Source organism: Pseudolysinimonas sp., from assembly GCF_049651805.1.
In the GTDB taxonomy this organism is placed as follows: Bacteria; Actinomycetota; Actinomycetes; order Actinomycetales; family Microbacteriaceae; genus Pseudolysinimonas_A.
In genome coordinates this window covers 92561-110976 of record NZ_JBASCU010000017.1, presented here as the reverse complement: position 1 = coordinate 110976, position 18416 = coordinate 92561, and the positions used below count along the sequence as shown (strand labels likewise).

23 protein-coding genes are annotated in these 18416 nt (G+C 68.7%); 12 read left to right on the top strand and 11 right to left on the bottom strand.

All coding sequences use genetic code 11. From position 1 onward, the window contains the following. The first annotated feature begins 13 nt into the window (after positions 1-13). Positions 14-598, top strand: a complete 585-nt coding sequence (locus tag WBL06_RS03555) for a mismatch-specific DNA-glycosylase (protein WP_424454599.1) — start codon at positions 14-16, stop codon at positions 596-598. Here the strand turns inward: WBL06_RS03555 and WBL06_RS03550 are convergent. The 4 genes from WBL06_RS03550 to WBL06_RS03535 are packed head-to-tail and all read right to left on the bottom strand — an operon-like array spanning position 583 to position 3556. Then, positions 583-789 (bottom strand): helix-turn-helix domain-containing protein, encoded by a 207-nt coding sequence (locus WBL06_RS03550; protein WP_424454598.1) that lies wholly within the window; start codon positions 787-789, stop codon positions 583-585. The two genes, WBL06_RS03555 and WBL06_RS03550, sit on opposite strands and share 16 nt — an antisense overlap. Next, complete coding sequence (locus WBL06_RS03545; protein ID WP_424454597.1) at positions 789-1295, bottom strand: DUF2975 domain-containing protein; 507 nt, start codon at positions 1293-1295, stop codon at positions 789-791. The genes WBL06_RS03550 and WBL06_RS03545 overlap by 1 nt, the downstream gene beginning before the upstream one ends. Before the next feature lie 43 nt (positions 1296-1338). Continuing rightward, the gene (locus WBL06_RS03540; protein ID WP_424454596.1) at positions 1339-2529 is read right to left on the bottom strand and encodes an aminotransferase class I/II-fold pyridoxal phosphate-dependent enzyme; all 1191 of its coding nucleotides are present in this window, start codon (positions 2527-2529) and stop codon (positions 1339-1341) included. A gap of 10 nt (positions 2530-2539) precedes the next feature. Next, complete coding sequence (locus tag WBL06_RS03535) at positions 2540-3556, bottom strand: LLM class flavin-dependent oxidoreductase (protein WP_424454595.1); 1017 nt, start codon at positions 3554-3556, stop codon at positions 2540-2542. 75 nt (positions 3557-3631) lie between these two features. On the opposite strand from WBL06_RS03535, the gene WBL06_RS03530 reads away from it, so the two are divergent. Then, on the top strand, positions 3632-4108 hold the full coding sequence (locus tag WBL06_RS03530) for a nitroreductase family deazaflavin-dependent oxidoreductase (RefSeq protein ID WP_424454594.1): 477 nt from the start codon (positions 3632-3634) through the stop codon (positions 4106-4108). On the opposite strand, the gene WBL06_RS03525 is transcribed toward WBL06_RS03530, so the two are convergent. Then, the gene (locus WBL06_RS03525) at positions 4095-4754 is read right to left on the bottom strand and encodes an NAD(P)H-hydrate epimerase (RefSeq protein WP_424454593.1); all 660 of its coding nucleotides are present in this window, start codon (positions 4752-4754) and stop codon (positions 4095-4097) included. The two genes, WBL06_RS03530 and WBL06_RS03525, sit on opposite strands and share 14 nt — an antisense overlap. 1 nt (position 4755) lies before the next feature. Continuing rightward, positions 4756-5034: a GNAT family N-acetyltransferase gene (locus WBL06_RS03520; protein ID WP_424454592.1), complete on the bottom strand. Its 279-nt coding sequence runs from the start codon at positions 5032-5034 to the stop codon at positions 4756-4758. Between the two features lie 341 nt (positions 5035-5375). Between WBL06_RS03520 and WBL06_RS03515 the strand changes: the two genes are divergently transcribed. Both WBL06_RS03515 and WBL06_RS03510 read left to right on the top strand, forming a co-directional pair. Further along, positions 5376-5912, top strand: coding sequence for a glutathione peroxidase (locus WBL06_RS03515; protein ID WP_424454591.1), 537 nt, complete (start codon positions 5376-5378; stop codon positions 5910-5912). A 38-nt stretch (positions 5913-5950) separates the two neighbouring features. After that, complete coding sequence (locus WBL06_RS03510) at positions 5951-6940, top strand: SPFH domain-containing protein (protein WP_424454590.1); 990 nt, start codon at positions 5951-5953, stop codon at positions 6938-6940. Here the strand turns inward: WBL06_RS03510 and WBL06_RS03505 are convergent. After that, a complete protein-coding gene (locus WBL06_RS03505; RefSeq protein WP_424454589.1) occupies positions 6872-7300 on the bottom strand; it encodes an RNA-binding S4 domain-containing protein in 429 nt (142 codons plus the stop codon). The genes WBL06_RS03510 and WBL06_RS03505 overlap by 69 nt on opposite strands. Positions 7301-7385: 85 nt before the next feature. Here WBL06_RS03505 and WBL06_RS03500 point away from each other — a divergent pair, with 85 nt between their 5' ends. Beyond that, positions 7386-7883, top strand: a complete 498-nt coding sequence (locus WBL06_RS03500) for an NUDIX domain-containing protein (protein WP_424454588.1) — start codon at positions 7386-7388, stop codon at positions 7881-7883. Here WBL06_RS03500 and WBL06_RS03495 read toward each other — a convergent pair. The 3 genes from WBL06_RS03495 to WBL06_RS03485 all read right to left on the bottom strand — a co-directional run bounded on the left by WBL06_RS03495 (position 7854) and on the right by WBL06_RS03485 (position 9455). Then, positions 7854-8330, bottom strand: coding sequence for a hypothetical protein (locus WBL06_RS03495; protein ID WP_424454587.1), 477 nt, complete (start codon positions 8328-8330; stop codon positions 7854-7856). The genes WBL06_RS03500 and WBL06_RS03495 overlap by 30 nt on opposite strands. A 69-nt stretch (positions 8331-8399) precedes the next feature. Then, a complete protein-coding gene (locus tag WBL06_RS03490; RefSeq protein WP_424454586.1) occupies positions 8400-8567 on the bottom strand; it encodes a hypothetical protein in 168 nt (55 codons plus the stop codon). A gap of 66 nt (positions 8568-8633) precedes the next feature. Further along, positions 8634-9455: a DUF1295 domain-containing protein gene (locus tag WBL06_RS03485; RefSeq protein ID WP_424454585.1), complete on the bottom strand. Its 822-nt coding sequence runs from the start codon at positions 9453-9455 to the stop codon at positions 8634-8636. A 47-nt stretch (positions 9456-9502) separates the two neighbouring features. Here WBL06_RS03485 and WBL06_RS03480 point away from each other — a divergent pair, with 47 nt between their 5' ends. From WBL06_RS03480 to WBL06_RS03465, 4 genes are all read left to right on the top strand, one after another. Next, a complete protein-coding gene (locus tag WBL06_RS03480; protein WP_424454584.1) occupies positions 9503-10096 on the top strand; it encodes a CDP-alcohol phosphatidyltransferase family protein in 594 nt (197 codons plus the stop codon). Between the two features lie 10 nt (positions 10097-10106). Continuing rightward, complete coding sequence (locus tag WBL06_RS03475; RefSeq protein ID WP_424454583.1) at positions 10107-10580, top strand: FHA domain-containing protein; 474 nt, start codon at positions 10107-10109, stop codon at positions 10578-10580. Then, complete coding sequence (locus tag WBL06_RS03470; protein ID WP_424454582.1) at positions 10580-11281, top strand: MerR family transcriptional regulator; 702 nt, start codon at positions 10580-10582, stop codon at positions 11279-11281. Before WBL06_RS03475 ends, WBL06_RS03470 begins: the two co-directional genes overlap by 1 nt. A 176-nt stretch (positions 11282-11457) precedes the next feature. Next, on the top strand, positions 11458-12012 hold the full coding sequence (locus tag WBL06_RS03465) for a MerR family transcriptional regulator (RefSeq protein ID WP_191282198.1): 555 nt from the start codon (positions 11458-11460) through the stop codon (positions 12010-12012). Between the two features lie 348 nt (positions 12013-12360). Here the strand turns inward: WBL06_RS03465 and WBL06_RS03460 are convergent, their stop codons facing one another. Continuing rightward, positions 12361-13170, bottom strand: coding sequence for a ParA family protein (locus WBL06_RS03460; protein WP_424454581.1), 810 nt, complete (start codon positions 13168-13170; stop codon positions 12361-12363). A gap of 76 nt (positions 13171-13246) precedes the next feature. On the opposite strand from WBL06_RS03460, the gene WBL06_RS03455 reads away from it, so the two are divergent. The 3 genes from WBL06_RS03455 to WBL06_RS03445 are packed head-to-tail and all read left to right on the top strand — an operon-like array spanning position 13247 to position 18370. After that, complete coding sequence (locus tag WBL06_RS03455; RefSeq protein WP_424454580.1) at positions 13247-16645, top strand: pyruvate carboxylase; 3399 nt, start codon at positions 13247-13249, stop codon at positions 16643-16645. A 4-nt stretch (positions 16646-16649) separates the two neighbouring features. Next, positions 16650-17870 (top strand): AAA family ATPase, encoded by a 1221-nt coding sequence (locus WBL06_RS03450; protein ID WP_424454579.1) that lies wholly within the window; start codon positions 16650-16652, stop codon positions 17868-17870. Then, positions 17867-18370, top strand: a complete 504-nt coding sequence (locus WBL06_RS03445) for a peptide deformylase (protein WP_424454578.1) — start codon at positions 17867-17869, stop codon at positions 18368-18370. The genes WBL06_RS03450 and WBL06_RS03445 overlap by 4 nt, the downstream gene beginning before the upstream one ends. Positions 18371-18416 lie beyond the last annotated feature (46 nt).

The window sequence follows — 18416 nt, the reverse complement described above, 5'->3', positions numbered from 1 at the left end:
GGGATCAGCGCTGATGGGTTTCACGCGCGCCGAACTTGAGGCGTATCGCGACGTCGCAGTTCCCGACCTCGTCGGTGACGGGATGCAGCTGCTGTTCGTCGGCATCAACCCGGGACTCTGGACGGCGGCGACCCAGACCCACTTCGCCTACCCGGGCAACCGGTTCTACCCGGCGTTGCTCGCGGCGGGGATCATCGAGACCCTGCCCGACTTCGCATCGGGAATGACGGATGCCGAGCGCGCGGCCGTTCTCGCGCGCGGCATCGGCATCACCAACTTCGTGAATCGGGCGACGGCCCGGGCCGACGAGCTCTCGCGTGACGAGCTGCGCGCGGGGGCTCGGCGTCTCGTCGAGACGGTGCGGCGCCAGCGCCCCGCTGTCGTCGCGGTCGTCGGCATCACCGCCTACCGGCTGGGGTTCGATCGGCCGAAGGCAACAGCGGGCGAGCAACCCGACGGAATCGCGGAGGCGAGGCTGTGGGTCGTGCCCAACCCGAGCGGGCTCAATGCGCACGACACCGTCGCGACGCTCGCTGCCGCGTACGCGGAACCGGCGCGAGCCGCCGGCCTGATCCGCGGGGATCAGTCGGGGTTGTAGCCGAGCAGGTCGCCCGGCTGGCAGTCGAGCACGCGGCACATGGCGTCGAGCGTCGAGAACCGCACGGCTTTCGCCCGCCCGTTCTTGAGCACGGCGACGTTCGCCGGGGTGATGCCGATCGCTTCGGCGAAGTCGCCGACGCTCATCCCGCGCTCGACCAGCAGGCGGTCGATCGAGATGCGGATCGCCATCAGACGACCTCATCCAGTTCGGTGCGCAGGATGATGGCGCGGCGCAGCAGGGAGCGCAACACGAGCAGCAGCAGGTCGAGCACGAGCAGGCCGACTCCGCCGAGCACGAGGATGAGCATCGCACCGGGAGGCAGCGCGTCGACGATCCGCAGGATGATCACGAGCGCGACGGTGATGAGGCCGGCGAGCGTCACGGCTGCGACCAGCACGTCGACCCAGCGGATGGCCCGCGGTTCGAGGATGGTGCCGGCGCGCACCCGGGCCACGAGCACGATGGTCGCGATCACGCCGGCCTGCACACACACCCCGCCACCGATCATCAGCGCGAACAGGGGCGTGCGCAGGTGCGCGTACTGCGGAAGCTCTTCGGCGTAGTAGCCCGACAGCACGAACAGTCCGTATTGGACGACCGCGACGCCGAGAAAGAGGATGCCGAGGGCGACATACGCGGCCACCACGATGGGCAGCCACGGGCGGGGGAGCTCGACAGGCAGAGAATCGGTCATCTATCGAGTATCGATAGAAACCTATCGAAAAGCAATAGATGATCTATCGCGCGAGCGTCGCCAACCGCTGCGCCGCCTCACGCAACACCTCGGGCCGCTTGCAGAAGGCGAACCGCACAAGACCGGCGTAGGCACCGGCTGTCGCGGTGAACGCCGAGACCGGGATGCCGACCACGCCCGCCGTCGTCGCCAGCTCGCGACAGAACGCGGCGGCATCCGTCGCTCCGAAGGGAGCAGCGTCGGCCACGACGAAGTACGACCCCTCGGGAACCGACACCGTCAGGCCCGCGCGCCGCAGGCCGTCGACGAGGATGTCGCGGCCGGCGCCGAGGTCGGCGGCGATCCGCGCGTAGAACGAGTCGGGGAGGTCGAGCCCGGCGGCGATCGCCGGCTGGAACGGCGCGCCGTTCACATACGTCAGAAACTGCTTGACGCTGAGGATGGCGGTTACCAAGTCGGCGCGGGCGTGCAGCCAACCGATCTTCCAGCCGGTCGTCGAGAAAGTCTTCCCGCCCGACGAGATCGTGATCGTGCGCTCGGCCGCCCCGGGAAGGGTCGCGATCGGCTCGTGCGGCGATCCGAAGCGCAGATGCTCGTAGACCTCGTCGGTGACGATGAACGCGTCGTGACGCGTCGCGAGTTCGACGATCAGCTCGCGCGTCGCACGGTCGAGCACCGCACCCGTCGGGTTGTGCGGGTCGTTGACGAGCACGATGCGAGTGCGCGCTGTGACGGCCGCTCGAAGTCGGTCGGAGTCGGGCGCGAAGGCCGGCCACTCGAGCGGCACCGTCACCAGTCGAGCGCCCGCGAGGGCGACGATCGCGGCGTACGAGTCGTAGTACGGCTCGAAGGTCACGACCTCATCGCCGGGTTCGAGCACGGCGAGCAGCGTCGCGGCGAGCGCCTCCGTCGCTCCCGCGGTGACGAGCACCTCGGTATCGGGGTCGACCGCGAGACCGTAGAAGCGCTGCTGGTGCCGCGCGATCGCCTCACGCAGCACCGGCATCCCGCGCCCCGGCGGGTACTGGTTGATCCCGGCGGCGATCGCCTCCCGCGCGGCCTCGAGCACTTCGGGTGGGCCGTCGGTATCGGGGAAGCCCTGGCCGAGATTGATCGCACCCGTGCTCGCGGCGAGGGCGCTCATCTCGGCGAAGATCGTCGCGCCGACCGAGCCGTCGGCTGCGACGAGACCCGCGCCCGCCGCGGTGCGCAGCCACGGGCCGGGGATCGTCACGTGGTCGAGGTTAGTGGCCGAGGGCCGGCTTGATGTCGCGCACGATCGATTCCAGGATGCGAGCGTTGAAGTCGACGCCGAGCTGGTTCGGCACGGTCACGAGGATCGTGTCGGCCGCCTGCACCGCGGCATCCTGAGCCAGCTCTTCGGCGATCTTGTCGGGCGCGCCGATGTACGACCGGCCGAAGCGCGCCAGCCCGCCGTCGAGATGGCCGACCTGATCCTGACCGTCGGCTTGGGCGCGCAACCCGAAGTAGTGCTCGGTCTCGTCGTCGATGATCGGCAGGATGCTGCGGCTGATCGACACGCGGGGCTCGCGTTCGTGGCCGGCAGCTTTCCACGCGTCGCGGTACAGCCGGATCTGCTCGGCCTGCAGATCGGCGAGCGAGGCGCCGGTCTCTTCGGTGAGCAGCGTCGACGACATGAGGTTCATGCCCTGCTCCGCGGTCCAGACGGCGGTCGCCCGGGTGCCGGCGCCCCACCAGACGCGGTCGGGCAGCCCGGGGGAGCGGGGCTCGATCGGAAGGGGCTGGGAGACGCCGGTCAGCTGCGGGTTGGACATCGCGACGCCCGCCCCGGCAATCGCCGCGCGGAACACCTCGGTGTGTCGACGAGCCAGGTCGGCATCCGTCTCGCCGTCGGCGGGAACGTAGCCGAACGATTCCGCACCGCGAAGCGCGGTCTCGGGTGAGCCGCGACTGATGCCGAGTTGCAGCCGGCCGCCGCTCAGCAGGTCGGCGGCGGCGGCATCCTCGGCCATGTACAGCGGGTTCTCATAGCGCATGTCGATGACCGCGGTGCCGATCTCGATCCGCGACGTGCGGGCGCCGATCGCGGCGAGCAGCGGGAACGGGGAGGCAAGTTGCCGCGCGAAGTGGTGCACCCGCACGAACGCCCCGTCGGCGCCGACCTCCTCGGCTGCCACTGCCAGTTCCAGCGTCTGCTGCAACGCGTCGGCGGCGGTCCCGACGAGCGACCCGCGACCGGGCGCCCAGTGGCCGAACGAGAGGAATCCGATGCGCTTCACCTCCGGTGCAGCGCTGTAGCGGTGACAGACATTCCCCACCACCCGCGATCGACTCGAATCGGGCAGAGTGGCCGGGTGGTCCTTCCGCGGTTCCTTCGCGCACCCGTCGCGTGGCTGTCGCGCACCGCCGTCTTCCGCCGGGTCGGCCCGACGGTCATGCCGCCACTCGAGCTTGTCATGAAGCGGGTGACCGGCGGCCGAGTGCAACTCAGCGGGCTCGGAGTTCCGACGCTCGTGCTGCACACGATCGGGGCGAAGTCGGGTCTCGAACGCGACACCGTGCTGATGTATTGCCCCGACGGACGCGACATGCTCGTCGTCGGCAGCAACTTCGCCCGCGACGCACATCCCGCCTGGACCGCGAACCTGTTGGCGCATCCCGACGTCGCCGTCAGCCTGCATGGGCGCCGCATCGACGTGACGGCCACGCCCCTCGACGACGTCGAACGCGAACTGACCTGGCCGAAGCTCGAACGCAACTGGCCGGGCTATCGCCAGTACGAGGTCACCGCAGGGCGCACCTTACGGGTGTTCCGGCTCACTCCGCGGTGACCACCGGCTCGCCGAGGTGCGGCCCCAGCCCCAGATCGACGAGCACGACGCGGCCCGCGTAGCGCGATCCCGGTTCGAGCAGCAGGCCCGCCTTCTCGGCGCCGAACGTCACCGTGAGATCCGCCGGCAGCACCGCCGGATCGGGCACGGCACCGTCGTCGGGTCCGATACCGCTCGGGATGTCCACCGCCACCACCCGGGCGCGTTCGGGTGCATCGAGCACCGGCAGGATCGCGGCGACGATGTCGCGCGCGGCGCCCCGGAGCGCGGGGGAGCGGCCCGTTCCGGTGCCCAGGATGCCGTCGAGGATGACGTCGGCAGCCGCCGCGAGCCGGGATGCGTCGGCCGCATTCGCCCACCGGCAACCCGAAGCGAGCGCCGCAGCAGCACCCTCGTCGTGATGACGCGAGGCGGTGGGAATGAGATCGACCGAGACTCCTTCGGTAGCGAGCTCTGCCGACGCGAAGAGGGCGTCGCCCCCGTTGTCGCCGCCTCCCACCAGCACGAGCACGTGGCTCGGGGTGAGACCACGGAGCTCGGCCGCGAGCGCCGCAGCGGCGTGACGCATCAGCGGAACGCCGGCGTCGAGCAGCGGCTGCTCGGCGGCACGCACCTGTGCCGCGGTGTAGCCGGCGCGAGGACTCACGTCAGCCGAGCACCGCCCGGCGCTCCGGGTGCGTCGCGAACCAGTCGGCGACGTACCAGCAGGTCGGGATGATCGGGCCGGCACCCCGGGTCTCCACATCGCGCACCGCGAACTCGACGAGCTCTGCTGCATGGCCCTGACCGCGGAACTTCGGCACCGTCACCGTGTGATGCATCACCGTTCCCGTGCCGTGGTCGCGGTATTCGAGCACGCTCACGAGTTCGCCACCGCGACGCAGCACGTAGCGGTGCGCGTCGGGCTCGTGGGTGATCTCGTTCACCCGCTCAGCCTACGACGCGAGCTTGAGCGAATCTTGAGGATTGAGGGGGTGGCATCCTGAGGTTGGTGCGCCAGTCTGATCTCAGACGGAGCGCACCCCCCCAGTGTTCCGTCATCGGATGGCAACCCCCGCGAGGAACCCGAATCTCCTTGAAAGCCATCCGGATGAGCGGAGGGGCCGGATTCCCCCCAACCCGGCCCCCCGCTCCCCCTCACCTCGGATTCATCCGAAACGCGCCCCCCGTGATCGGAACAGCCCGGTGCCTCCCAGCGCCGGGCTTCCGTCATTTCGGGGGCGGGTGCTCCCAGCGAAGGCGGATGGCCGGCGGCTAGCCTCGGACCATGGCCATCGATACGAGTGCACGACGCATCACGTTCCGCACGATCGACGGCGAGAAGACCTCACTCGGCGACTTCGGCGACCGCACCTTGCTTGTCGTCAACGTGGCCTCGCGGTGCGGCAACACCCCGCAGTACTCGAAGCTCGAAGAGTTGCAGAAGCAGTACGGCGATCAAGGGCTGACGGTCATCGGGTTTCCCTGCAACCAGTTCCTCGGTCAGGAGCCCGGTTCCGCCGACGACATCAAAGAGTTCTGCTCGACGACCTACGGCGTGACCTTTCCGCTCATGGACAAGACGCGGGTCAACGGCATCCGCAAGCACCCGCTCTATGCGGCACTCACCCGTGAGCCCGACTCCGACGGCAAGGCGGGCAACGTCAAGTGGAACTTCGAGAAGTTCGTGATCTCGCCCGACGGTGAGGTGTCGCGATTCCGCCCGAAGGTGCAGCCCGACGCTCCCGAGGTGATCGCGGCGATCGAGCGGGGATTGTCCCGAGCGAAAGTCGCCCCGAGCTCCGAGACCAGCGCCCCGAACTAGGTTGCTCACGGGGGGCGTGGCGTCAGTATCCTGACCCCATGTTCATCGTCAGCCTGATCTTCCTGCTTGCGGGCGTCGTCGCCCTGATCGTGGCGGCGTCGAACGCCAAAGCGCGCGTCGTCGCCGCCGGCGAGACGCCGAACGGCAGCGCCTTCCGCCGCGGCACGAACGTGATCATCTCCCGCGCCGCGCGCTGGGCGGCGGTGGTGCTGTTCGTGATCGGCGCGGCATTCCTGGTCTTCAGCTCGTTCTTCCGGCAGGACGTCGGGCAGGCGAACGTGTTGCGCGACTGGACGGGTGCGATCGTCGGCTACCAGACGGCGGCGGGACTCCACTGGAAAGCTCCGTGGGTCGACACCGTCACGTTCGACGTGCGCAACCAGCGCGCCGTCTTCGTGAGCGAGCAGTCCTACGGCGAGGGCGACAACATCGGCGGCAACCCCGACGGCCCGCAGATCACGGTGCAGGACGCGGAGGGGGTGACGGCGAACATCGACATCGCCATCCGCTACTCGCTCGACCCCGATGCCGTCATCGACATCTACAGCGCGTACTACAACGAAGAGAACCTCCGCACCCGGCTGATCTTCAACGACATCCGATCGGTGGTGCGCTCCGTGCCCGGTCGCTACGCGACGATCGACATGCTCACGGATCGCGACGCCGTTCAGCAGGACATCCTCGAAGCGCTCGAACGCCGTTGGGAGAACGACGGGATCATCGTCGAAGACGTCGCCCTCCAAGAGATCCGCTACGGCGAACAGGTCACGGCGGCCTTCGCGGCAGCGCAGGAGGCCGCGATCCAGGTGCAGACCGAACAGAACCGGCTCGAGGCCGTGCAGGTGTCGGCGCAGCAGAAGATCGTGCAGGCGCAAGCCGAGGCCGAAGCCAACGCGATCCTCAACGCGAGCCTCACCGATGCGATCCTGCAGCAGCGCTACCTCGACACCCTCAAGGAGCTAGCGGCGGCGGGCAACCTCGTCATCGTTCCCGAGGGCTTCAGCGGGTTGGTCAACGTCGCCCGCTGAGCCCGCTGCGGTCAGCCGGTCGATGGCGCGGCGGTCGCGTTTCGTGGGGCGACCCGCGCCGCGTTCGCGGGTCGCGACGAGAACGCGCTCCTCGGGGGGCAGGGGAGCGGGGGTGAGGTCGTCGTAGGCGACCGCTGCCTGCGGCGCACCCACCCGTTTGGCGAGCACCTGTCGCACGACGACGATGCGGTTCACGTCGCCGGTGCGCAGCCGCACCTCGTCGCCGATCTTCACCGGCTGCGCAGCCTTCGCTCGCTCGCCGTTGAGGCGCACATGACCGGCCCGCACCAACGCCGTCGCGGCCGACCGCGACTTCACCAGACGCACGGCCCAGATCCACGCGTCGAGGCGATCGGCCATGCACCGACCCTAAGCCCGCAGCCGATCAGCCCGCAGTCGATCAGCCCGCAGTCGATCAGCCCGCGTGGCTCCTAGAGTGGAGCGCGTGACCCGCGCCACCCACGACCCCGCCGCGCGGCGACCCCGGGGCCCAGAAGACACCTGGGTCGAGGGCCCCCGCGGCCGGTACTGGGGAACGTTCGGCGCCGCGGGTCTGCTGCTCGCCCATCCGGATGCCGGGGTGCTGCTGCAATTGCGGGCGGTGTGGAGTCACCTCGGCGGCACGTGGGGGCTCCCCGGTGGCGCCCGCAAGGCCGGCGAGAGCCCCGAAGCCGCCGCGATTCGCGAAGCCGACGAAGAGGCCGGGGTTCCGCCGGAGCTGGTGACGGTGCTCGGCACCTCGGTGTTCGACCTCGGCTACTGGTCGTACACGACGGTGCTCGCGCGCGCGGACGAGCTCTTCGCCCCGATCATCGGCGACGCCGAGAGCGAAGCCCTCGACTGGGTGCCGTTCGGTGCCGTCGCCGAGCTGCCGCTGCATCCGGGTTTCGCAGCCGGCTGGCCCGAGCTCAGGTCACGCCTCGACGAGCTCCTGGGCGACTGAACTCGCCGGTTCCGCCAGCGCCGCCTTCCACGCCACGAGATGGCGCACGACCGGGCTCGGGTCGTCGGCCAGTTCGGCCATGACGTCGGCCGGCACGAAGAAGTTGACGGCCACCCAGCCGCGCACGGTGTCCGACTCGTCGTGGGCGAGCTGCCGCAGAACGTCGCACGGTGTGGTCTCGTTGCGGGCGAGCCAGGCGCGCACGCCGGCGTCGGGATCCGTCGCGAGGGCCGCGACGACATCAGCCGGTGCGTGGTAGCTACTGGCGACGCTCTCTCGGATCTTCGGGTTCTCGTGCCGCGCCAGCAGCCGAAGGCGGGCGATCTTGCTCGCCGTCACCGGGGGAGCGGGATGCCGCGCCGCGACTTCCGCAGCGGTCAGCATCGACGGCGCCATCGCCGCGAGCTGCCTGCGTTGGGCCGGGGTGTTGAACCGGATGCAGGACATGCCTTCGACGTTAACGCACGACGCCGCGCCTCCGACGGAAAGCCGGAGGCGCGGCGCCGAACTCGGGTGTCAGGGTGTGGTTCGTCCCGAGCCGAGGTAGCGGACCAAGAAGACGATCGCCGCGATGATGGCGAGCGCGATTCCGACCCAGAGCAGGAACTGTAGGGACTGGACCAGCCCCCCGGTGAGCAGAAGAGCCACCGCGATGATGGCGATGATGATTCCCAGTAGAGACATTGTTGGTGCCTCCTTCCTGCTGTCAGCCAACCCTGATCGACTCGGGATCGGCAGACCCTTGATTCCTCAGGCTGGCCGAGCTAGACGCTGTCCGCGCCGCGGTAGTGGCACGATCGCGGACGTGGTCGCCTGGTAGTCGGCATATTCCGGGTATTTCGACCTGGTGATGCTCTCGGTGAAGATCGTCGACCCGATGAAGAGCGCCGTGAGCAGCGCGGCGCCGAGCACCGTCCATTGCAGCACCGACCCGGCGGCGATCGCACCGAAGAAGAACAAGGTCCACCACTGGGCCTGCTCGAAGAAGAAGTTCGGATGGCGGGAATAGCGCCACAACCCGGTCTGCAGAAAGCGGGGGTGCGGCTGCTCACCGGCATCGAGCGCAGCCTTCTTGGCCTGGTGGAAGTCCCACTGCTGCTGGTCGGCGACGGTCTCGCCGGCGAGCAGGGCGAGGAAGACGAACGCCAGCAGGTAATCGAGGATGCCGACGGGCGTTCCGCGGTGCTCATACGCCGTGTACGCCGGAAGCGTGATGAGCACGAGCAGCGCGTGCTGGTAGAGCACGACGAAGAAGATGTTGAAGAGTGCGAACCGGGCCGGCCCGAAGCGCTCGCGCAGGATCGGCCATCGGTAGTCTTCGACCCCGGTGTAGCCACCCTTTCGGGCGAAGTTGTAGGTGAGTCGCGCACCCCACAGCGTCACCAGCCCCGCCATGATGTTCAACCGGGCATCTGCGAAGCCGGCGGCTCCGGCGAAGATCCATACGTAGACCACGGGAACGATCGACCAGAGTCGGTCGACCCAGGAGTGATCGCGGGTAACAAGTGACGCGACCCAGCAGAACGCGGCGACGGCGCCGGCGACCGCGAAGACGACGAGAAGGGGATGCATGTGATCGAGCCTAGGATGTGCGAGGGAGGTGGTGGATGGCTCCGCCGGTGAGTTCGCGGATCGTGACGATCCCGAACATCCTGTCGTTGTTGCGGCTGCTGCTCATCCCCGTCTTTCTGGTTCTGCTGGTCTTCGGGTACTTCGGCTGGGCGCTGCTGCTGATCGCGGTCTCCGCGATCACCGACTTCGTCGACGGCTACGTCGCCCGGCACTTCAACCAGGTGAGCAGGCTCGGCCAGCTGCTCGACCCCGCCGTCGATCGGCTGTTCATCCTGTCGACGTTGCTCGGGTTGGCCTTCGTCGACGTGCTGCCGTGGTGGCTGGTCGCGGTGATCATCGCGCGTGACGCGCTGCTGTTGATCCTCGGCGTCGTGCTCGCCAACCACCGGTTCGGCCCGCTTCCTGTGCATCATCTCGGCAAGATGGGGACTTTCGCGATCCTCTTCGCGATGCCGGCGCTGCTGGCCGCGGCCGCCTTCCCGGATGTCGCCGCCGTCGCCCTCCCGCTCGGCTGGGCGGCCGCGATCTGGGGTGTGTTCCTGTACTGGTGGGCGGGCGTCGCCTACATTCTGCAAGCTGCCCGGATGATCCGCGAAGTACGGGTGGCGGCGGCGACCGCATCCGATACTGTGGATCGCTAGGAGGTCAGGAATGGTCGAGCCGCACGAGGCGCCCGGGGAGCAGCCCTCGAACGACACGACTGCGCACTTCACCGACGAGTTCGTCGCGCAGCTCGCCGCCCTCGAGGCGGGGATCACGCCCGAGGAGCAAGAGGCGATCGCGGCGCTTCCGTCGGGTTCGGCACTGCTCGTGGTGAGACGCGGACCGAACGTCGGAGCGCGGTTCCTGCTGGACGCCGACCTGACCACCGTCGGGCGTCACCCGGACGCCGACATCTTCCTCGACGACGTGACGGTGTCGCGTCGTCACGCCGAGTTCGTGCGCGTGGGCACGGCATTCCAGGTGCGCGACCTTGGGTCGCTCAACGGAACGTACTACGACGGCGTCCGTATCGAATCCGCCCTGCTGAGCGATGGAGCCGAAGTGCAGGTTGGCAAGTTCAGATTGACGTTTTACGCCTCGCGCCTCGAGAGGCTTTCCGACCGCAGCGCGACGGGCCACTAGTGGCCGGAGTTGCATCCTCGACGCGAGCGTCGGGGGGATCGAGCCTTCTCAGCATCGGCCAGGTACTCGCCCGACTGAGCCCCGAGTTTCCCGACCTGTCACCGTCGAAGCTGCGGTTTCTCGAGGAGCGCAACCTCGTCACGCCGTCGCGCACCGAGTCGGGGTACCGCAAGTTCTCAGCCTCCGACCTCGAGCGCTTGCGTCTCGTGCTCTCGATGCAACGCGACTACTACCTCCCGCTCAAGGTCATCCGCTCCTACCTCGATGATCTCGACGCCGGACGCGAGCCGGTGCTGCCGGGCGGCGCGACGGTGCAGGCACCCTCGATGCTTTCGGGTGATCGCCGGCTCAGCAGGGTCGAGCTGATCAAGGAGTCGGGCGCGAACGCGATGCTCCTGAACGACGCGATCTCGGCGTCGCTGCTCGTCGCGAGCGACCACTACGGCGAGGATGCGCTGGCGGTGCTGAGGGCCCTTGTCGAGTTGCAGCGGTCGGGGATCGAGCCGCGTCACCTGCGTGGTTTCCGAGCCGCGGCCGAACGCGAGCTCGGACTGATCGAGAGCGCCCTGATTCCGGTCACCCGCCGTAAGGACGCGTCGAGTCGGGCGAAGGCTCTCGAGATGGCGCGCGAGATCGCCGGGCAGCTCGAGGTCGTGCGGTCAAGCCTCATCCGCAGTGCCCTCGGCAAGCTGTCAGGATGAGCAGCGCAGCGTGGCGACCGCGCTCGTCACGCGAAGCGGCACTCGCGCCGCAGGAGCGGCGGCGCGAATTCAGTACGACACGCCCGGATGTCATTGTCGGGTTTCGGGACGCGGGGTAGCGTGAGACCGCGAAGGAGCTTGAACCTCAAGTTCAACCTGAAGGTTAGGGAAGCGACATGGCTGAAGTGACCCGGAGCGACGCGTCGCGATATGCGGCCGAGCCGGTGCTGTTCACCGACGGCCTTCCCGAGCTCGACGAACACGCCGGCTACCGCGGCACGGTCGCGGCGAAAGCCGCCGGCATCAGCTACCGCCAGCTCGACTACTGGGCCCGCACGCAGCTCGTTGAGCCGACCGTGCGCAGCGCCGCCGGCTCCGGCTCGCAGCGCCTCTACGGCTTCCGCGACATCCTCGTACTCAAGCTCGTCAAGCGCCTCCTCGACACCGGCATCTCGCTGCAACAGATTCGCGTCGCCGTCGAGCAGCTGCGCAGCTCCGGCATCAACGACCTCGCCCAGACCACCCTCATGAGCGACGGCGCATCCGTCTACCTCTGCACCTCTGACGAAGAGGTCATCGACCTCGTCTCGCAGGGTCAGGGCGTCTTCGGCATCGCGGTCGGCAAAGTCCTCCGCGAGGTCGAGTCCAACCTCGTCGACGTCGAGTTCTCCCCTTCGGAAGACCCCTCCGACGAACTCGCGGCGCGTCGGGCTGCTCGCGCGGCTTCTTAGGCCCTTCGCTTCGCGCCCGCACTCCGCTGTGTTCGACGAAGCCGTGCGGTCATCCGTCCTTTGAAGGGCGGAGCCAGCTCAGCATCGAGAACCCGAGCCACGACGCAGGGGTGTAGGTGTCGTCCTGCGGTGACCGGACGTGATCGCCCCGGCGTGTCGACGGCGTGTCGACGAAACCGTCACCCGACAGCGACACCTTCGGCACGGACAAGCCTCATCCCACCTGAAGCGGCGTGACCCTTGAGGGTGACCCGAACCGGTTTGCGAGTCAATCGGGGTAGGGGTCCCCGCTCTGGACTCGAAAACCGGTTCGGGTTGCCCGACCCAACGAGGAGCTAGCCAGCGGAACTACCCTGCGGAGGCCGCCTCGTCGTTGAGCCGCGCCGTACGCATGACGCGCTCCAGAAGCTGGTCGAAGTTGCGGGCCATCTCTTGGGCACCGTCGCCCGGCCAGATGTGCAGAGGCTTTGCGGCACCCTGAGCTTGCTGCAAGGACGTGCGCTCGGGGAGCTGGGGGCTCAGCACGAGGGGACCGAACATGTCGCGGAGTTCCTTGATGCGGAACTGGTGTTCCAGCGACTGCACGCGGGCGCGATTGACGACGATGCCGAGGGGCTGAAGGCGGGGGGAGAGGCCGCGGCGGATCTCCTCGATCGCGCGCAGAGCGCGGTCGGCGGCGGCGACGGAGAACAGGCCGGGTTCGGTGACGACGGCGACGCGGTCGGATGCCGCCCAGGCGGTGCGGGTGAGGGCATTGAGCGAGGGGGCGCAGTCGATGAGCACGAGCTCGTAGTCGCGCTCGACGTGGGCGAGAGCCTCTTCGAGCTTCCAGATGTCTCGGATGCTGGGATGCGGGCCGTCGAAGTTGATCGCCGACGGCGATCCGATCAGCACGTCGACGACGCCTTGCCGGCCCTTTGTCCAGCCGCTCTTCGCGATGGCCGCGCGCACGATCTTCTCTTTCGGCGACGCGAGAACGTCGGCGACGTTCATGTGCCCGGCGACGTCGATGTCCATGCCGGTGGAGACGTCGGACTGCGGGTCGAGGTCGACGACGAGAGTCGACAAACCCCGCGCGAAGGCGGCCGACGCGAGCCCGAGCGTCACCGTGGTCTTTCCCACGCCCCCTTTGAGGGAGCTGACGCTGAGCACATGCACGATTAGGGAGCCTACCTTCAGTACCCTGAAAGGAGCGTCACCGCCACCGCTCAGGTCGCCCCGTCGAAAGGACTCCATGTTCCGCAAGATCCTGGTCGCGAACCGCGGTGAGATCGCGATCCGGGCGTTCCGGGCCGCGTACGAGCTCGGGGCGAAGACGGTGGCCGTCTATCCGTACGAGGACCGCAACTCGCTGCACCGGCTGAAGGCCGACGAGGCCTACCTCATCGGCGAGGAGGGGCACCCGGTGCGCGCGTACCTGGACGTCTCCGAGATGATCAGGGTGGCGAAGGAGTCGGGCGCCGACGCGATCTACCCGGGCTACGGATTCCTTTCCGAGAACCCCGACCTCGCCGAGGCGGCCGCGCAGAACGGCATCACGTTCATCGGTCCCGGCCGCACCGTGCTCGAGATGGCCGGCAACAAGGTCACCGCGAAGGAACACGCGATCTCCGCCGGGGTTCCGGTGCTGAAGTCGACACCGGCCACGACCGACCTCGACGTGCTCCTGACGGGCGCCGACGAGATCGGGTTCCCGGTCTTCGCGAAGGCGGTCGCCGGGGGTGGCGGTCGCGGGATGCGGCGCGTCGACACGCGTGAGGAGTTGCGCCCCGCCCTGGAAGCGGCGATGCGCGAAGCCGACAGCGCGTTCGGCGACCCGACGATGTTCATCGAGCAGGCCGTGGTGCGACCGCGCCACATCGAGGTGCAGATTCTCGCCGACTCATCGGGCGAGACCATCCACCTGTTCGAGCGCGACTGCTCGGTGCAGCGGCGCCACCAGAAGGTGATCGAGATCGCCCCGGCGCCGAACCTCGACGATCGCGTGCGGCAGGCGATGTTCCGGGATGCCGTCGCCTTCGCGAAGAGCATCGGCTACGTCAACGCCGGCACTGTCGAGTTCCTGCTCGACACCGCGGGGGAGCGCGCCGGGCAACACGTGTTCATCGAGATGAACCCGCGCATCCAGGTGGAGCACACGGTGACCGAAGAGGTGACGGATGTCGACCTCGTGCAGTCGCAGATGCGCATCGCAGCGGGGGAAACCCTCGCCGATCTCGGCCTGACGCAGACCTCAGTGCAGATCCACGGTGCCGCCCTGCAGTGCCGCATCACGACGGAAGACCCGGCATCCGGGTTCCGCCCCGACACCGGCAAGATCACCACCTACCGCTCGCCGGGCGGCGCGGGCGTGCGTCTCGATGGCGGCACCGTCGCCGCGGGCGCCCAGGTGTCTCCGCACTTCGACTCGATGCTGGTGAAGATGACCTGCCGCGGGCGCGACTTCGCGTCGGCGGTGCGGCGCGCGCGTCGTGGCCTGGCCGAGTTCCGCCTGCGTGGCGTCACCACCAACATCCCGTTCCTGCAGTCGGTGCTCGATGATCCCGATTTCATCGCCGGCGACCTGTCGACGGCTTTCATCGAGGAGCGGCCGTGGCTGGTGCGCGGCCGCGAGTCGCGCGACCGCGGCTCGAAGATCCTCAACTGGCTCGCCGACGTCACCGTCAACCAGCCCAACGGCGATGGCGGCGGAGCGATCGACCCGGCGCTCAAGCTGCCAGCGGTCGACCTCGAGGCTGTCGCGCCCGACGGCTCGCGGCAGCGGCTGCTCGAACTCGGCCCCGCCGGTTTCGCCGCGGCGCTGCGGACGCAAACGCCGCTCGCCGTGACTGACACGACGTTCCGCGACGCCCACCAGTCGCTGCTCGCCACCCGCGTGCGCACCAAGGATCTCGTGGCGGTGCTTCCGCATGTCGCGCGCATGACCCCGGGCCTGCTGTCGATCGAGGCGTGGGGTGGGGCCACCTACGACGTCGCGCTGCGGTTCCTCGGCGAAGACCCGTGGGAGCGGCTCGCCGCGATGCGGGAGGCGCTGCCCAACGTCGCGATCCAGATGCTGCTGCGCGGTCGCAACACCGTCGGGTACACGCCGTACCCGACGGAGGTGACCGACGCGTTCGTCAGCGAAGCGACGGCGACCGGCGTCGACATCTTCCGCATCTTCGACGCCCTCAACGACGTCGACCAGATGACGCCCGCGATCGACGCCGTCCTGAACACCGGTACCGCCGTCGCCGAAGTCGCTCTCTGCTACACCGGCAACCTGCTCGACCCGGGAGAGAAGCTCTACACGCTCGACTACTACCTGAAGCTCGCCGACCAGATGGTGAGAGCTGGCGCGCACATCCTCGCCGTGAAAGACATGGCGGGGCTCTTGCGCGCGGGCGCCGCCGAGAAGCTGGTCGCCGCTCTGCGCGAGAACTTCGACCTACCGGTGCACGTGCACACCCACGACACCGCGGGCGGACAACTCGCGACTTTGCTGGCGGCATCGCGGGCAGGGGCGGATGCCGTCGACGCCGCGAGCGCACCGATGGCGGGCACAACGAGCCAGCCGAGCCTGTCGGCACTCGTCGCCGCGACCGCGCACACCGAGCGCGACACCGGCATCTCCCTCGACGCCGTCAGTGACCTCGAACCGTACTGGGAGGCGGTGCGGCGCGCCTACAAGCCGTTCGAGTCGGGCCTTCCGGGGCCCACCGGTCGGGTGTACCGGCACGAGATCCCGGGTGGTCAGCTCTCCAACCTGCGCCAACAGGCCATCGCGCTCGGGCTCGGCAACCAGTTCGAGAAGATCGAGGACTACTATGCGGCCGCCGACCGCATCCTCGGTCGCATCCCGAAGGTGACGCCGTCGTCGAAGGTCGTCGGTGATCTCGCCCTGCAACTCGCCGCCTCGAACGCCGACCCGACGGACTTCGAGCAGAACCCTGACAAGTACGACATCCCCGACTCGGTGATCGGCTTCATGGCCGGCGAACTCGGCGACCTTCCCGGGGGGTGGCCGGAGCCGTTCCGCACGAAGGTGCTCGCCGGACGTGACGTGAAAATCGGGGTGACCCCCCTCGAGCTGGCCGATGTCGAAGCGCTCGCCGGCGAGTCGGTGGCCCGCCGCGCGGCGCTCAACCGCCTGCTGTTCCCCGGGCCCGCGACACAGTTCGAGCAGGTGCGCGACCAATTCGGCGACCTCTCAGTGGTTGACACGGTCGACTACCTCTACGGGCTGCGTCCCGGGGTCGAGCACACGGTGGCGATCGCACCGGGCGTCGACCTGCTGCTCACCCTCGAGGCGATCGGCGAGGCCGACGGGCAGGGCATGCGCACGGTGATGACGACCATCAACGGGCAGTTGCGCCCCGTGTTCGTGCGCGATCTTTCGATCACGGTCGAGACGAAGACGGCCGAGAAAGCGGATGCCGCCGTGCCCGGCCAGGTCGCGGCGCCGTTCTCAGGGGTCGTCACCCTCAAGGTCGCCGAAGGCGACACCGTGACCGCCGGTCAACCCATCGCGTCGATCGAGGCGATGAAGATGGAGGCCGCCATCACGACGCCGGTCGCGGGAACCGTAAAGCGTCTCGCGATCCGCGCGACAGAGCAAGTGGAGGCGGGCGACCTTCTGGTCGTGGTCGAATAGAAGGATGCGCAAAGACCCTGACGACGATCTCGCGACCGCGTTGCCGTCGAGCCTGACGGTCGACCTGCAGCTTCCTGAGCCCGTGCACGAGGCACCGCCGGAAGAGGCGGTGGTCGCACTCGACGCGATCGCCGTGACCCCGGCGGTCGATTCGGCCGTTCCCACGATGTCGATCGCCATCTCGACATCCGTCGTGCCCGTAATCGCCGCAGACCCCGACGAGCAACCCGACGAGCCCGCCGAGATCGTGCCGCTTCCCGAAGAAGTGGTAGCCGCGGCGACCCCTGCGAAGGCAGCGCGCAAGCCACAGAAGGTCCGCAAGCCCGCCAAGCCCGGCCGGAAGCCCGTACCCGAGGGCACCTGGCCCGAGCTGGTGTACGCCGCGACACTGCACCTGGTGAACCTCGGCGACTCCGCCGCCGTGCGCGAACGCAAAGAACTCGACGCGCGAATCGCGCGTCCGTTTACCGACCGACCCCGGTTCATCCCGGTGCTCAGCCGAAAGGGCGGCGTCGGCAAGACGACCGTCACCGTGCTGCTCGGCATGGCCCTGGCCGACGTGCGCGACGACTACGTGCTCGCCATCGACGCCAATCCCGACCGTGGAACCCTCGCCGATCGAGTGCCCAAGCAGACCCGGTCGACGGTGCGCGATGTCGTCCTGCACGCCCCTGAACTCGCCGCTCACCACGACCTGGCGACGCACCTGTCGCGCGACGCCACCGGACTCGATGTCGCCGCCTCTGACTCCGACCCTCTGCTCGCCGAAGCGTTCGACGACGGAGGCTACAACGTCGTCGCAGACCTCGCCTCGCCGCACTACGGCATCGTCGTCACCGACAGCGGCACCGGCGTCGTGCACTCGGTCATGCGCGCCGCCCTGCAACGGGCCGACGCGGTCGTCGTGGTCTCGGGGGGCAGCATCGACGAGGCGCGGCTCGCGTCCGAAACGCTCACCTGGCTCGAAGCGAACGGCTACGGCGCCCTCGCGGCGAACGCCGTCGTCGCCCTCAACGCGTCGACGCAGGGCACCGACCTCGACAAACTCCACGACATCGAAGACCACTTCCGGTCCCGCGTGCGGGCCGTCGTGCGCATCCCCTACGACCCAGAGCTCGCCGCCGGTTCAGTGGTGCGCTACGACTCCCTACGGCCGTTCACCCGGGACTCCGCGCGGCAACTCGCCGCCTTGGTCGTCGATGGACTCCCGGGCGAGGGCGAGTGACGGAGCGGCAAATCCGCCTGTTCGGCGACCCGGTCCTGCGCTCACGCACCGACCCCATCACCGTCGCCCCCGGCGACCCCAAGCTCGCCGCCCTCGCCGAAGATCTGATCGACTCGGTCACCCCCGACGGCCGGGCCGGCGTCGCTGCGAACCAGATCGGCGTCGGCTTACGGGCGTTCAGCTACAACATCGACGGCGAGATCGGGTATGTGTTCAACCCCGTGCTCGAAGTCTCGGGTGAACCCGAACTCGTCGACGAAGGATGCCTCTCCGTTCCCGGCTTCTTCTTCCCACGGCTGCGTCACCCGTGGGCTCGCGTCACCGGAGTCGACGCCGACGGCAACCCCGTGGATGTCTCGGGGGAGGGTCTCATGGCCCAGGCGCTCCAGCACGAGTGCGACCACTTAGAGGGTCGGCTCTACGTCGAGGGACTTGAGCCCGAAACGAAGCGTGAAGCCATGCGAGCGATCCGACAGGCTCCCTGGTTCAAGGCGCCGTGAAACGTCGCGATGTCTGACCCGCCCCGAGGGCGCGACCGCGCTCGTG